General features: G+C 73.0%; 11 protein-coding genes and 1 tRNA gene. 6 read left to right on the forward strand and 6 right to left on the reverse strand.

What is annotated here, in order from left to right; all coding sequences use genetic code 11:
* Positions 1 to 144 precede the first annotated feature (144 nt).
* Both ABZ434_RS10670 and ABZ434_RS10675 read left to right on the forward strand, forming a co-directional pair.
* Positions 145 to 1,695: an alpha/beta hydrolase gene (locus ABZ434_RS10670; RefSeq protein WP_359133964.1), complete on the forward strand. Its 1,551-nt coding sequence runs from the start codon at positions 145 to 147 to the stop codon at positions 1,693 to 1,695.
* Between the two features lie 98 nt (positions 1,696 to 1,793).
* Positions 1,794 to 1,867 (forward strand) — tRNA-Thr (locus ABZ434_RS10675).
* 167 nt (positions 1,868 to 2,034) lie between these two features.
* On the opposite strand, the gene ABZ434_RS10680 is transcribed toward ABZ434_RS10675, so the two are convergent.
* From ABZ434_RS10680 to ABZ434_RS10695, 4 genes are all read right to left on the reverse strand, one after another.
* Complete coding sequence (locus ABZ434_RS10680; RefSeq protein ID WP_359133967.1) at positions 2,035 to 2,529, reverse strand: hypothetical protein; 495 nt, start codon at positions 2,527 to 2,529, stop codon at positions 2,035 to 2,037.
* 43 nt (positions 2,530 to 2,572) lie between these two features.
* A complete protein-coding gene (locus ABZ434_RS10685; RefSeq protein WP_359133970.1) occupies positions 2,573 to 3,361 on the reverse strand; it encodes an SDR family oxidoreductase in 789 nt (262 codons plus the stop codon).
* A gap of 133 nt (positions 3,362 to 3,494) precedes the next feature.
* Complete coding sequence (locus ABZ434_RS10690) at positions 3,495 to 4,136, reverse strand: response regulator transcription factor (protein ID WP_359133973.1); 642 nt, start codon at positions 4,134 to 4,136, stop codon at positions 3,495 to 3,497.
* Positions 4,137 to 4,138: 2 nt separating this feature from the next.
* Complete coding sequence (locus ABZ434_RS10695; protein WP_359133975.1) at positions 4,139 to 5,461, reverse strand: sensor domain-containing protein; 1,323 nt, start codon at positions 5,459 to 5,461, stop codon at positions 4,139 to 4,141.
* 133 nt (positions 5,462 to 5,594) lie between these two features.
* Here ABZ434_RS10695 and ABZ434_RS10700 point away from each other — a divergent pair, with 133 nt between their 5' ends.
* A complete protein-coding gene (locus tag ABZ434_RS10700) occupies positions 5,595 to 6,329 on the forward strand; it encodes an ABC transporter ATP-binding protein (protein WP_359133978.1) in 735 nt (244 codons plus the stop codon).
* On the forward strand, positions 6,323 to 8,818 hold the full coding sequence (locus ABZ434_RS10705) for an ABC transporter permease (RefSeq protein WP_359133980.1): 2,496 nt from the start codon (positions 6,323 to 6,325) through the stop codon (positions 8,816 to 8,818). The genes ABZ434_RS10700 and ABZ434_RS10705 overlap by 7 nt, the downstream gene beginning before the upstream one ends.
* Before the next feature lie 25 nt (positions 8,819 to 8,843).
* Here the strand turns inward: ABZ434_RS10705 and ABZ434_RS10710 are convergent, their stop codons facing one another.
* On the reverse strand, positions 8,844 to 9,524 hold the full coding sequence (locus tag ABZ434_RS10710) for a phosphotransferase (RefSeq protein WP_359133983.1): 681 nt from the start codon (positions 9,522 to 9,524) through the stop codon (positions 8,844 to 8,846).
* Positions 9,525 to 9,620: 96 nt separating this feature from the next.
* Here ABZ434_RS10710 and ABZ434_RS10715 point away from each other — a divergent pair, with 96 nt between their 5' ends.
* Positions 9,621 to 10,316: a S1 family peptidase gene (locus ABZ434_RS10715; RefSeq protein ID WP_359133986.1), complete on the forward strand. Its 696-nt coding sequence runs from the start codon at positions 9,621 to 9,623 to the stop codon at positions 10,314 to 10,316.
* On the opposite strand, the gene ABZ434_RS10720 is transcribed toward ABZ434_RS10715, so the two are convergent.
* The gene (locus tag ABZ434_RS10720) at positions 10,298 to 12,007 is read right to left on the reverse strand and encodes a bifunctional 3'-5' exonuclease/DNA polymerase (protein ID WP_359133988.1); all 1,710 of its coding nucleotides are present in this window, start codon (positions 12,005 to 12,007) and stop codon (positions 10,298 to 10,300) included. The two genes, ABZ434_RS10715 and ABZ434_RS10720, sit on opposite strands and share 19 nt — an antisense overlap.
* A 145-nt stretch (positions 12,008 to 12,152) precedes the next feature.
* Between ABZ434_RS10720 and ABZ434_RS10725 the strand changes: the two genes are divergently transcribed.
* On the forward strand, positions 12,153 to 13,064 hold the full coding sequence (locus tag ABZ434_RS10725) for an NADP-dependent oxidoreductase (RefSeq protein ID WP_359134190.1): 912 nt from the start codon (positions 12,153 to 12,155) through the stop codon (positions 13,062 to 13,064).
* Positions 13,065 to 13,105 lie beyond the last annotated feature (41 nt).

A 13,105-nucleotide genomic window follows, 5' to 3' on the forward strand; every position in this document is an offset into this window, starting at 1 on the left:
CTTCCGCTACGGGCCGGGGCCGTGGCTGCACGGCGGGAGTGCCGCCCGGTCCGAGCGTTCACCGGATCTCCCGAAGCCGATCTCCGAATCACCCGAAAGAGCAGGGAATCGGACGAGCCGACGCCCGGCGGCTACGCTCCGGACATGCACACCAGGCGCCCGCTCCGCACCCTCGCCCTAGCGCTCGGCACTGCCGGCCTCCTCATCTCCGGCTGCACCGGCGGGAGTTCGACGACGGGCGCCTCGTCGCCCGCGCAGGCGGCCTCGGCCACGCCCTCCGCCGTACCGGCGGCGCTGAAGCCGTTCTACGCCCAGGACCTCAGCTGGCGGGACTGCGGTGTCACCGGATTCCAGTGCACCACGATGAAGGCGCCGCTCGACTACGCGAAGCCGGACGGCGGCGAGATCAAGCTGGCGGTCTCCCGGAAGAAGGCCACCGGCCCCGGCAAGAAGATCGGCTCCCTGCTGGTCAATCCGGGAGGCCCCGGCGGATCGGCGATCGGCTATCTCCAGGGATACGCCGCGATCGGCTACCCCGCCCAGGTCCGCGCCCGCTACGACATGGTGGCCATCGACCCGCGCGGGGTGGCGCGCAGCGAACCCGTCGTGTGCCTCACGGGTTCGCAGATGGACGCCTACACGCAGGTCGACCAGACCCCGGACGACGCCGTCGAGGTCACGAAGCTGAGCAGCGCCTTCAAGAAGTTCGCCACGGGCTGCGAGCAGCGCTCGGCCGAGATCCTGCCGCACGTGTCCACGGTGGAGACGGCCCGCGACATGGACATCCTGCGGGCTTTGCTCGGGGACGAGCAGCTGCACTACGTCGGTGCCTCGTACGGAACGTTCCTGGGCGCGACGTACGCCGATCTCTTTCCCGCGCGGGCGGGCCGTCTCGTGCTCGACGGTGCGATGGACCCCTCGCTCCCGTCGGCCGAGATGAACCGGGACCAGACCGCGGGGTTCGAGACCGCGTTCCAGTCCTTCGCGGCGGACTGCGTGAAGAAGGCGGACTGCCCGCTCGGCACGACGTCCGCCGCCGACGCGGCGACGAACCTGAAGAAGCTGTTCAGCGACCTCGACGCGAAGCCGATCGCCACGGGTGAGTCCCGCAAGCTCGGCGAGTCCCTCGCCACCACGGGTGTCATCGCCGCCATGTACGACGAGTCGGCCTGGCCCCAGCTCCGCGAGGCACTCACCGGGGCCGAGGCGGGCGACGGCTCGGGTCTGCTCTCCCTGGCGGACAGCTACTACGAGCGCGAGCCGAACGGTACGTACGCGAACCTCATGTACGCCAACGCGGCCGTGAACTGCCTCGACCTCCCGCCCGCCTTCGCCGACCCCCAGGCGGTCACCGAGGCCCTGCCCACCTTCGAGAAGGCCTCGCCGGTCTTCGGGAAGGGCTTCGCCTGGGCCTCGCTGAACTGCGCCTACTGGCCGGTCCCCGCCACCGGCACCCCCCGCCCCATCAAGGCCGCGGGCGCCGCCCCGATCGTGGTCGTCGGCACCACCCGGGACCCTGCGACCCCGTACAAGTGGGCGAAGTCGCTCGCCGGCCAGCTCTCGTCCGGCACGCTCCTCACCTACGAGGGCGACGGGCACACGGCGTACGGCCGCGGCAGCGACTGCATCGACACGGCGATCAACACGTACCTGCTGGAGGGCACCGCGCCGGACGACGGCAAGAAGTGCTCCTGACCTGCGGCTGAGGCGGAGGAACGGGCCGGTACGGAGCACTCCTCGAAACTGTGTAGACTTGGCGACGCTGCTGATCGCACCATGGTGCGACAGGGCGCGCCGCCTTAGCTCAGTTGGCCAGAGCAACGCACTCGTAATGCGTAGGTCTCGGGTTCGAATCCCGAAGGCGGCTCGGATCAGCCCCAGGACTCACTCGCCGTGACCTGGGGCTTTTTCATGTCCGGGGGTGCAGGTGCTCCGGAGCGAGCTGGCCGCCCCTGAGCCCGGCCTGGAGCCGGGGCGGCGGACGACTTCGTGCGCTCTGATGCGAACGGGAGGCCCTGCTGGGCTCACCGTGCCTCAGACCCCGGCCGTGCAGAACACGCACGCCTCCCAGAACGGAAGGGCGTCCAGCACCCGGTGGCGTACGCACGACGCCATCGCCGCCTCCTGCGGGCCGGGCAGGACGTCCGGGTCGGCCTTCGCGGTCGCAGGGTCGAACTCCTCGACCATCGACCGGTACGTGCGCAGGTACGCCTCGGCGTGGGGCGGCTCGTACGTCAGCTCCTCCCACCGGTGGCGGGACAGTGCCAGGTCCAGGGCGCGCAGCAGGAAGTCCTTGGCGGCAGCCCGCTCCTGCGGGGTGTCCCCCCAGTCGAGCTCCGAGAGGCCGAAGCCGACCACTCCGCGGCCCATCACGTTCTGGTCCTGGAGGGTCAGCAGGGCGGCGAAGCGGAAGTCCCACGGGGCGTGGGCCAGCGACGAGACGGCGAGCATCAGCACGTCCACGAACACGGCCGTGCCGCCGTTGGTCATCCTCAGGTACCGGCCGTCGGCGCCGCGGAAGGTGTTCATGAGCCGAGGGTAGGGAAGAGGGGCCGCGGCGGGCAGGTGTGGGTCAGGCCGAGCCGCCGTTGCTCTTCAGCAGTTGGCCGTTGACCCACTGGCCCTGTGGTGAGCAGAGGAAGTCCACCAGGTGTGCGGTGTCCTGCGGGGTGCCCAGGCGGCCCAGGGGGGTGTTGTGTGCGAGGAGTTGCGAGAGTTCGTCGTTCATCCAACCGGTGTCCACGGGGCCCGGGTTGATGACGTTGGCCGTGACCCCCAGGTGTGCGAGCTCACGGGAGGCGGCCAGGGTGATGCGGTCCAGGGCGCCCTTGCTGGCGCCGTACGGGAGGTTGCCGACCGTGTGGTCGCTGGTGAGGGAGACGATCCGGCCGGACCCCGGGGCGGCGCGGAAGCGGAGCCCGTACTCCCGGATCAGCAGCCAGCTGGCGCGGGCGTTCACGGCGAAGTGCCGGTCGAAGCTCTCGACGGTGGTGTCCAGGAGGCCGGAGTCGACCGATTCCGCGTGGCTCAGCACGAGCGCGGTGACCGGCCCGATCCGGCGTTCGGCCTCGTCGAAGATGCGGGACGGCGCGTCCGGGTCGACCAGGTCCGCCTCGATCGCGGCAGTGCGTGCACCGTGCTCGGCGAGGGATTCGGTGATGGCGGCGGGTGCGCCCCGCTCCTCGCCCCAGGTCATGCGCCGGTCGTAGGGCGTCCAGTAGGCGAAGGCGATGTCCCAGCCGGAGGCCGCAAGTTGGCGGGCGATGCCCGCGCCGATCCCGATGGTGCGGCCGACACCGGTGATCAGCGCGACGGGGCGGGGTGACGCGGAGGTCTGCGGGCTCTGCTCGGCTGTGGTCACAGCGTGGAATCCTGCGGTACGGGTGTGCGTCCCGCAATGTGTTTTGGGGCCGAGGCCGGGGGCTCATGTGTCGGGGCGTCAGAGGCTGGGGGAGGGCACCGACCCGGTTCGGCTGCGGGTCGCCGGGGGTGCCTCAGCCCCGCAGGTACGCCAGCACTGCAAGCACCCGGCGGTTCGTCGTGTCGTCGAGGGACAGATCGAGCTTGCCGAGGATGCTGCCGAAGTGCTTGCTGACCGTGCCCTCGCTGACCGTCATCGCCTCGGCGATCGAGGCGTTGGACCTGCCCTCCGCCATCAGGGCCAACAACTCCTGCTCGCGCGCGGTCAGCCGGGCGAGCGGGTCCCGGCGGCGGCGGATCAGCTGGCGGACCACCTCCGGGTCCACGACCGTGTTGCCGGCGGCGACCCGGTGCAGTGCGTCGATGAACTCCTCGACGTTGCCGATGCGTTCCTTGAGCAGATAGCCGACGCCCGTACCGTCGGCGGAGTCGAGCAGATCCTCGGCGTACGTGCGCTGGACGTACTGACTGAGTACGAGAATGGGCAGTCCCGGCTGCCGGGTGCGCAGCTCGATCGCGGCGCGCAGGCCCTCGTCGGAGAACCCGGGCGGCATACGCACATCGGTCACCACGATGTCCGGGGCGTGTTCGGCCACGGCCGCGATCAGCTCGTCCGCCGTGCCGGCGCCCGCCACCACCTGATGACCGAACCGCTCCAGCAGGCCGATCAGTCCCTCACGCAGGAGCACACTGTCCTCGGCCAGTACGATCCGCACGCTCAAGTCCTCGTATACGCAGGTGACATGGGGACCTGCAGCCGAAACACCGTGGGCCCGCCGGGCGGACTGGACACTAGCAGGTGGCCGTCGAGCACCGAGATGCGGTCGGCCACGCCCTGGAGCCCCGTACCGCCACCGGTGCCGGCGCCGCCCACCCCGTCGTCCGACACCTCCACCACCAGCCGGTCCTTCTCCGTCCGGGCGCTCACCCGGGCGTGGGCCGCCCCGCTGTGCTTGGCCACGTTGGCCAGCGCCTCGCAGACCGCGAAGTAGACCGCCGTCTCGACCGCTTCCGGGAGCCGGTCCGGCGTCAGGTCGAAGTGCACGTCCACGGGGATCACCGACCGGTCCGCGACATCCTCCACCGCCGCCCGGAGTCCGCGGTCGGTGAGGACCTGGGGGTGGATGCCCCTGATGAGTTCCCTGATCTCCACGAGTGCGACCCCGGCCTCGTCGTGCGCCTTGGCCAGCAGCCCGGCCAGCGGTTCCTCCTGGGCCTCCAGCCTGGCCAGGCCGAGCGTCATGGAGAGGGCGACGAGCCGCTGTTGCGCTCCGTCGTGCAGATCGCGTTCGATCCGCCGGCGTTCCGCCTCGAAGGCGTCCACGAGCCGCATCCGGGAACGGCCCAGCTCCCGGATGCGGGAGTCCAGCCCGGGGGCCGGCGGGGCGAGCAGCTGCCGGGTCAGCGCGGCCCGGCCGGCCGCCAGGACACCGAGCGGATACGCGAACAGGGGGAGCAGCACCAGTCCGGCGAGCAGCGCGGCGAAGGCGGGCGGGTAGCTGTCGATCAGCCAGATCTTGAGTACGCGGGCCTCTTCGCCGCCGCTCGCCGCCAGCATCACGGGGGCGGCGATCAGCCCGCCGCAGACGACGAGGGCCGTGCCCACGGCCAGCGCCTCCAGCGGCCACAGGATCAGGGCGAACAGCAGCGCGTAACCCAGTTCCCGCCAGGTGGCGGGCTCCTGGAGGCGGGTGCGCAACCACGACGGGAGACCGGTGCCGCCCGGTTCGTGGTGTGCCGGGGCGAGGGGCCGCGGGTCGACCAGCCGCAGTCTGCGCCGTTCCAGAGAGGAGACCGGGATGCCCGCGAGCACGAGGGTGAGAAGCAGCGGGATGCCGATCAGGATCACGGTGAGCGCGCTGCCCGCGACGGCCAGGAGGAGAAGCGCGGTGAGTGTGGCGAGGCCCAGAGGCACGCTCGTCAGCAGGTAGAGCGTGGCGCGCCACGGCCATGCTGTGCGTACGTAGCGGCGTTGCCGCAGCGCCTGCCGGAGGCCCGGGGAGGGCAGGAGGCCAGGGGGAGGGGCAGCGGGGGAGGGCATGGGGGAACGGTAGGCCGGGCCCGGGGGAGCGGACCACCCGGCGAGGTCGACCCCGTAGGTGGAGCTACCTCCACCCCGGGGACTCCTCCTCGCTGCGATGTGCCCGGGAGGCGGCGCCGGTTGAGTGGTGGGCATGAATCAGGAAGCTGTCCGACTCCGCTCGGTCACCCGGTCCTACGGCGGGAACACCGGCGCGGTCACCGCGCTCGACGGGGTCAGCCTCGACGTTCCCCGGGGGACCTTCACCGCCGTCATGGGCCCGTCGGGGTCGGGCAAGTCGACCTTGCTCCAGTGCACTGCCGGTCTCGACCGGCCCACCGCCGGGCAGGTGTTCCTCGGCGACACCGAACTCACCGGGCTCAGTGAGCGGAAGCTGACGCTGCTGCGCCGTACCCGCATCGGTTTCGTCTTCCAGGCGTTCAACCTGCTTCCCTCGCTGAGCGCCGAGCAGAACGTCGCTCTTCCTCTGCGGCTGGCCGGCCGCAGGCCGAAGAGGGCCGAGGTCCTGGACGTGCTGGAGCGGGTCGGGCTGCGCGAACGGGCCGGGCACCGGCCCGGCGAGCTGTCCGGCGGCCAGCAGCAGCGCGTGGCCCTGGCCCGCGCCCTGGTCACCCGGCCCGAGGTGCTGTTCGGCGACGAACCCACGGGCGCGCTCGACTCCACGACCGGCCGGCAGGTGCTGACGCTGCTGCGCGACATGGTGGACGGCGGTCAGACCGTGATCATGGTGACGCACGATCCGGTCGCCGCCTCCTACGCGGACCGGGTGCTGTTCCTGGCCGACGGCCGGGTGCGGGACGAGCTGTCCACCCCGTCCGCCGATCAGGTCGCGGCGCGCATGACGCGGATGGCGGCGCTCCCGTGCTGAGCCTCGCGCTGCGCGGGATGCGGACCCGCTGGGTCACCTTCGTCGGCTCCTTCCTCGCACTTGCCCTCGGCGTGGGGATCGTCGCCACCACCGGACTCGCTCTCGCGGCCACGTTCGACGCTCCCCGCCAGGGGCCGGAACGGTTCGCCGCAGCTCCCGTCGTGGTCCGGGGAGAGGACCAGCTGCGGGTACGGACCCCGACGGGAGTCCGTACGCAGGAGCTGACCTCGCCCCGGCCCGTCCCTGCGGAGCTCAGCGCGGCCCTCGCGGTCCTCGGCCGTACGGCCGAGGACCGCACGTTTCCCGTCTCGGTCGGCGATGCCCGCCTCGAGGGGGGCGGCGAGGGGACGGTCGGCCACCCCTGGCCGGTCGCGGCCGCCGCTGCCTACCGTCTGACCACCGGACGGGCCCCCGCCGCCGCCGGAGAGGTGGTCGTCACCGCAGGGGCCGGTGCCGATGTGCGTACGGGAGACCGGATCACGGTCACCACTGCCGCGGGGTCCACCGGCCGAACCGTCGTCGGCACGGTGCGTCCCGCGGAGTTCGAGACCGTCGTGTTCTTCACCGCTGCCGAGGCGGCGAGGATCTCCCCGGCCGTCGACGCCGTGGTGGTGGACGCGGATCCGGCGGCGGTGCGCGCGGTCGTGGACCGGGAGGACCGGATGGCGGTGCTCACCGGCGACGACCGCCGCAGGGCCGACCCCGAGCCGGACCGGGACGTGGAAGCGCTCGTCTCCGTGAACGCGCTGCTGGGCACGGCTGCCGGCATCACCGTCTTCGTCTCCGTCTTCGTGGTCGCCTCGACGTTCTCCTTCGCGGTCGCCCAGCGCCGCCGCGAGTTCGGTCTGTTGCGCACGGCGGGCGCGACCCCCGGTCAGGTGCGGCGGACGGTGTACGCCGAGGCGGCCGTCATCGGTGTACTGGCGTCGGCGGTGGGCTGCCGGCTGGGTGTCCTCGGTGCGCCCCGGCTCGCATCCTGGATGACCGGTGCACAGATCGCGCCGCGCTGGTTCGTGATCGGCGACCAGGACTGGCCGCTGCACGCCGCGTTCTGGACCGGACTCGCCGTGGCACTGGCCGGTGCGGTTGCCGCCTCGCGCCGGGCCGGGCGGGTGGGGCCGGTCGAGGCGCTGCGTGAATCCGCCGTCGACAGCGGCTCGATGCCCCTGAGCCGGGTGCTCCTGGGCGGCGCCGTCCTGCTGACCGGGGCCGTGCTGCTGGGTGTCGCCCTCGTCCAGGACCCCGGGAGCGTTCTCAAGCGTAAGACGTACGTCACGCAGCCGATGCTGCTCGTCGTCGGCTTCGCCCTGTTCGCACCCGTGCTCGTGCGACCGGTCACCCGCTTCCTCGCCTGGCTGCCCGCGCAACTGCGCGGCGCCACCGGCGTGCTGGCGAGGGAGAACGCCTCGGCCGGCCTGCGCCGGACGGCTGCGGTCGCCGCACCCGTGATCGTCACCGTGGCGCTGGCAGCCTCGCTGATGGGCACCACGGCGACCCTCGACGAGGCCAGGGCCACCGAGGCGCGCACCCAGGTGACCGCGGACTTCGTGGTCACGGCGGCCACCGAGGGCGTCGCGCTCCCGCCGCGGTTCGTCGAACGGGCCCGCCGCATCCCGGGTGCCGTCGTCAGCGCCTCGCGGTCCACCTCCGTGACCGTGCTGGAGGAGGGCACGGCACTCGTCACCTCCGAGGCACGGGCCGTGGACCCGGCCGACGCGGCGGCTGTGTCGGCGCTGCCCGTGGTGGCGGGGAGCCTCGCCGGCCTCGACGACGGCTCCGTCGTCGTCAACGAGGAGTGGACGACCACGACGGTCGGCGAGCGCGTCGGCGTCTGGCTGGCCGACGGCCGCAAGGTCACCCTGCGGGTGGCGGCCGTGCTGAGCACGGGCACCGGGAACAACGGTGTCTATCTGACCCCGCGCAACGCCGGGGGCGCCGTGGTCGACCGGATCGACGTCAAGGTCGTCGGCGCCGGTGGACGCCGGGCCGTCGCGGCACAGTTGGCGGCGGCGGGCCGGGCGACGGGCACCGAGGTCGGGACGAGGGCCGGGTGGCTGGCGGAGAACCAGCGGCGGACCGGTGGGAACACCCGTCTCGGACTGCTGATGATCCTTCTCATCGCCCTGGTGTACACGGGCATCGCGCTGGCCAACACGCAGGTGATGGCCACCTCGGACCGGGTGCGTGACCTGGCGGTGCTCCGGCTCGCCGGGGCGACGAAGGCGCAGGTGCTGCGGCTGGTGGGGGCGGAGGCGCTGGTCGTGGTGGCCGTGGGCACGGTGCTCGGTGGGACGGTGGCCGCGCTGAACCTGCTCGGCGTACGGACCGCGCTGGGACTGCTCGATGTCCACTCCGCCGTTGTCGTCCCGTGGGAAGCCATCGGTTCGGTCGTCGCGGTGAGCTCGCTGGTGGCCGTGGTCTTCGCCGTGCTGCCCGCCTCGCTCGCGCTGCGCACCCGGCCGACCGAACTCGCGGGTACGCGGGAGTAGTCCGGGAGCCCGGGCGGGCGCCGGCTCAGCGGGAGAGTGCGGTGACCAGGGCCACCGCCTCGCCGATGAGGCCCCGCTCGGCCGGGCTCATCGTCGGATTGGCGGCGCGGCGGGCCGCCACGTCGGCGAGTTGCCGGTCCGGGATGCCGCCCTCCGCCATGAGGCGCGGCATCAGGGCGGTCAGCAGCTCGCGTCCGCCGTCCGCCGCCGGGCCGGCCGGATCGACCGCCACCTGGGCCAGGATCAGTGCCGACATGGCCCGGTCCAGGGCCGGCGGGCCCTCTTCGGTGTTGCTCCAGTCGATCACCACGGGCCCGTCGGCCGTCAGCATCACGTTGTCCGGATGCAGATCGAGGTGCAGGATCCGGTCCTCGGGATCCGGCGAGAGCCGGGCCGGGACGGTGTGCAGCTCGGCGAGCAGCCGGGCGAGTACGGCGGAGCCCTCCACGCTGTCGATGTCGCCGCTGAGCAGGGATTCCAGCATCGTCGGCCCGGTCAGGCGCTGGAGGACCAGATCGCCGGGGCCGGCCGACGGGGGCTGCGGGCCGATCCGGGGGACCGGGTAGCCCGAGGCCGAGAGGTAGGACATGACGGGTAGTTCGCGGGTGGCGTCCAGTCCGTCGCGGTAGCGCCGCAGGACCCACTGCTCGTCCAGTTCGTATACGTCGGCGGAGCGCCCGCTGCCCAGCATCTGGCCTATTCGCATGAGAGGAACCTACTCGCGCGGACCGTTCGCGGGGAGGCCGATCGGGCGTGTTGCACCGCGTCGCCGCCGGTCAGGAGAGCCCCACGACGGGATGCCATGGGGCGGACGGGAGCTCCTGGAGCTGACGGGTACGCGGCTACGTTGACGGCAGTTCCCCCGAAGCCAAGGAGAGTCCTTGGAGAGATCCATGCTCCGCAGACGTGCACCGGCTGTGTGCACCGCCGCCGTGGGCGTGCCGGCGCCGGCCGGACTGACCGGCAGCGCGTCCGCCGGCCCCTCCCCCCACCTGTCGCCCGCCGGGGCGGGCCGGTTCCCGCCCGGCCCGCCGAAGGCCATGCGGCGCGATCTCGGACTCAGCGCCGACCGGGCGACGCAACGCATCGGCAACGAGTTCCGCGCGGTCGCCGTGGCCGCCGCCCTGCGGCGCTCACTCGGCGCCGGTTTCGCCGGCGCCCGGCTGAGCGGCGACGCGGCGGAACTGACGGTCGCCACGACCGATGCCGCGGACACCGACACGATCACCGGGCCGGCGCCCGGGCCGTGGTCGTCGACCACAGCCTGGCCGAACTCACCGCCGGCGAGGCCGCGCTCGACCGGGTTGCACTGCGCAGGGCTCCGAAGGACGTACCTGCCCGGTACGTCGGCGTACGCACCGACCGGCTCGTCGTCCAGACCGGCCGAAGCTCCGCCGCCGACGCCTTCCTCGCTAAGGCCGGTACCCCGCGCGGGCCGGTGACGGCCATTCGAAGATCGGGACACCGGGCGCAGCCCGGTCACTTCGCGTCCGAGTAGCGTTCCACCACCGCCGTGGTGAACGGGAAGCGCACGGGCGTGTCACCGAAGGCGGTCCGTCCGGCCAGTTCGCCGGCTGCCCGGATCGCCTCCACGACGGTCGCTGACTCCTCCTGGGGGCAGTGCACGATCACCTCGTCGTGCTGGAAGAAGACCAGCTCCGCCCGGAGACCGGCCGTCGCGATCGACTGCCGCAGCGCCGCCAGGAGCAGCAGCGCCCAGTCCGCCGCGCTGCCCTGCACCACGAAGTTGCGCGTGAAGCGACCCCGCGCGCGGGCGTTGGAGGAGGCGTATCCCGGAGTGAATGCGCCGTCCGCCCATTCCGAGCCGTCCGTCGACGGGTCGTCGCTCTCCTGCGGTATGCCGGCCTCCCCGTCGTCCCCGCTGCCCGCGGCGGGCGGGCTGGTCCGGCCCAGCCAGGTGCGTACGAGACGGCCCTCCTCGCCCGCCTTCGCCGCGTCGTCCACATAGGCGACCGCGTGGGGGAACCTTCGGCGCAGGGCGGCCAGATTCTTGAGGCCGTCCCCCGACGTCTGGCCGTAGACCGCGCCGAGCAGGGCGATCTTGGCGTGGTCGCGGTCGCCGTGGAACGCGCGGTCGGACAGCGCGGTGTAGAGGTCGCCGTCTTGGCCCGCCACCTCCATCAGCCCCCGGTCGCGGGAGATGGCGGCCAGCACCCGCGGTTCCATCTGGTCGGCGTCGGCGACGACGAGCCGCCACCCCGCGTCGGCCACCACCGCCCGCCGGATCACCTTGGGGATCTGCAGGGCCCCGCCGCCGTTGGTCGTCCAGCGGCCGCTGACCGTGCCGCCCGGCTGGTACTCGGGGCGGAAGCGGCCGTCGCGGACCCAGTCCTGGAGCCAGCTCCAGCCGTGGGCCGTCCAGATCCGGTACAGCTTCTTGTACTGGACGAGCGGCCGCACCGCCGGATGGTCCAGCTCCTCCAGCTCCCAGCGGCGGGTCGAACGCACCTTGATGCCCGCCTGCGCGAAGGCCTTCACCACATCGGCCGGCAGGTCGGGGCGGACCCGGCGACCGAACGCGGCGGACACCTCGTCCGCGAGCTCGGCCAGCTTCCGGGGCTCGCCGCCGCCGGCGTACCGCTCGCCGAGGAGTTCGTGCAGCACCTCGCGGTGGACGTCGGCCCGCCAGGGCAGACCCGAGCGGTTCATCTCGGCGGCGACCAGCATGCCGGCGGACTCGGCGGCCGTCAGCAGGCTCATCCGGCCCGGCCGGTCCGTGGCCTCGTGGCGGGCGAGCTGGTCCGCGTACACCTGGAGCAGGGCGTCGAAGGGCAGCTCCGTCCCCGACCGCGGTTCGAACAGGGAGGACTGGGAGCCGGGCACCGCGGTGCGCGGGGGCGGGTCGGGCGGCACCGGGCCGCGCAGCAGGCGGGCGTGGGCGGCCGCGGCGGAGCGGGGTTCGCCGAGTCGGCCCTCGTGCCCCAGCAGGAGGGACTCGGCGACCTCGATGTCGTAACAGCGCGCGACGGGGACCCCGGCGGCCAGCAGCCGGGGGTAGACCTCGGCCGTCGAACGCCATACCCAGCGGGTGACTCCGGGCCGGGAGCGGACGGCCTCCGCCAGGTCCGGTTCCGTCACGGCCGGAGCGGCGGGGCGGCCGGTGCGGTCCAGCGGGGCGAGGCGCGCGCCACCGCTCTCCGTGACGGCCACAGCCCAGCGTTCGGTCATGGATTCGAGTCTGGCACCCGGCACTGACAGCGAGGCGGAGCGCGCGGGAGGGGCGACGCTGAAAGGATGGATCCGGGCCCTGGAAGGGGGGCTTCCGGAGCAGGTCCCGGCCCGGATCCGTTGCGACGAGGAGGCAGACGACACGATGGAAGCGATCGTTTTCGAGGAGTTCGGCGGGCCCGAGGTGCTGCACCCGGCCCGGGTCGAGGACCCGCATCCCGGTCCCGGGCAGGTGCGGGTGAAGGTCCGGGCCGCGGCGGTCAACCCGATGGACTACAAGATCCGGCGCGGCTGGATGGAGGACGTGTTCCCGACCTCGCTCCCGGCGATTCCCGGCGTCGAGTTCGCCGGGGTGGTCGATGTGACGGGTGAGGGGGTCACCGATGTCGCGGTGGGCGACGAGGTGCTGGGCTGGAGCGCCACCGGTTCCTACGCCGAGTACGCCCTGGCCGACGCCGCTCTCGTCGCCCCCAAGCCACCGGAGCTGAGCTGGCCGGACGCGGCCGCCCTGACGATCGCGTCGAACACCGCCCAGCGCGTCCTGGACGAGCTCGCCGTGGAGGCGGGGGAGACCCTGCTGCTGCACGGGGCCGCCGGAGCCGTCGGATCGGCCGCGGTCCAGCTGGCGGCGGCCCGCGGCGCGACGGTGATCGGCACGGCGTCCCCGGGCAACCACGACTACCTGCGGGTGCTCGGTGCGACCCCGGTCGAGTACGGGGACGGGCTGGCCGGCCGGGTGCGCGAACTCGCTCCCCAGGGTGTGGACGCGGTCTTCGACGCGTCGGGCCGCGGAGCGCTGCCGGTCTCCGTCGAACTGCGTGGCGGTACCACCGACCGGATCGTCACCATCGCCGACCCGGAGGCGGCGAAGTACGGCGTGGCCTTCTCCGGCGGTGGCTCCCGGTCCGGCGAGCAGCTGGCCGTGCACGCGCGCCGCGCGGCCGACGGTGAGCTGCGCGTGCCCGTCGCCGAGACGTTCCCGCTCACCGAGGCGGCCAGGGCGCAGGAACTGAGCGAGGCGGGGCACGTGCGCGGGAAGGTCGTACTGCTGCCGTAGGGGAGGGGGCGGGGCTCGGTGCCAAGAGTTGTCCACAGGGT

The organism is Streptomyces sp. NPDC005761, assembly GCF_040630635.1.
Classification (GTDB): domain Bacteria; phylum Actinomycetota; class Actinomycetes; order Streptomycetales; family Streptomycetaceae; genus Streptomyces.

Excerpts from the sequence above, each read along its gene's own strand:
- ABZ434_RS10670 (WP_359133964.1), top strand. The coding sequence starts at position 145 with ATGCACACCAGGCGCCCGCTCCGCACCCTCGCCCTAGCGCTCGGCACT.
- ABZ434_RS10680 (WP_359133967.1), bottom strand. The coding sequence starts at position 2,529 with ATGAACACCTTCCGCGGCGCCGACGGCCGGTACCTGAGGATGACCAAC.
- ABZ434_RS10695 (WP_359133975.1), bottom strand. The coding sequence starts at position 5,461 with ATGCCCTCCCCCGCTGCCCCTCCCCCTGGCCTCCTGCCCTCCCCGGGC.
- ABZ434_RS10700 (WP_359133978.1), top strand. The coding sequence starts at position 5,595 with ATGAATCAGGAAGCTGTCCGACTCCGCTCGGTCACCCGGTCCTACGGC.
- ABZ434_RS10710 (WP_359133983.1), bottom strand. The coding sequence starts at position 9,524 with ATGCGAATAGGCCAGATGCTGGGCAGCGGGCGCTCCGCCGACGTATAC.
- ABZ434_RS10715 (WP_359133986.1), top strand. The coding sequence starts at position 9,621 with ATGGGGCGGACGGGAGCTCCTGGAGCTGACGGGTACGCGGCTACGTTG.
- ABZ434_RS10720 (WP_359133988.1), bottom strand. The coding sequence starts at position 12,007 with ATGACCGAACGCTGGGCTGTGGCCGTCACGGAGAGCGGTGGCGCGCGC.
- ABZ434_RS10725 (WP_359134190.1), top strand. The coding sequence starts at position 12,153 with ATGGAAGCGATCGTTTTCGAGGAGTTCGGCGGGCCCGAGGTGCTGCAC.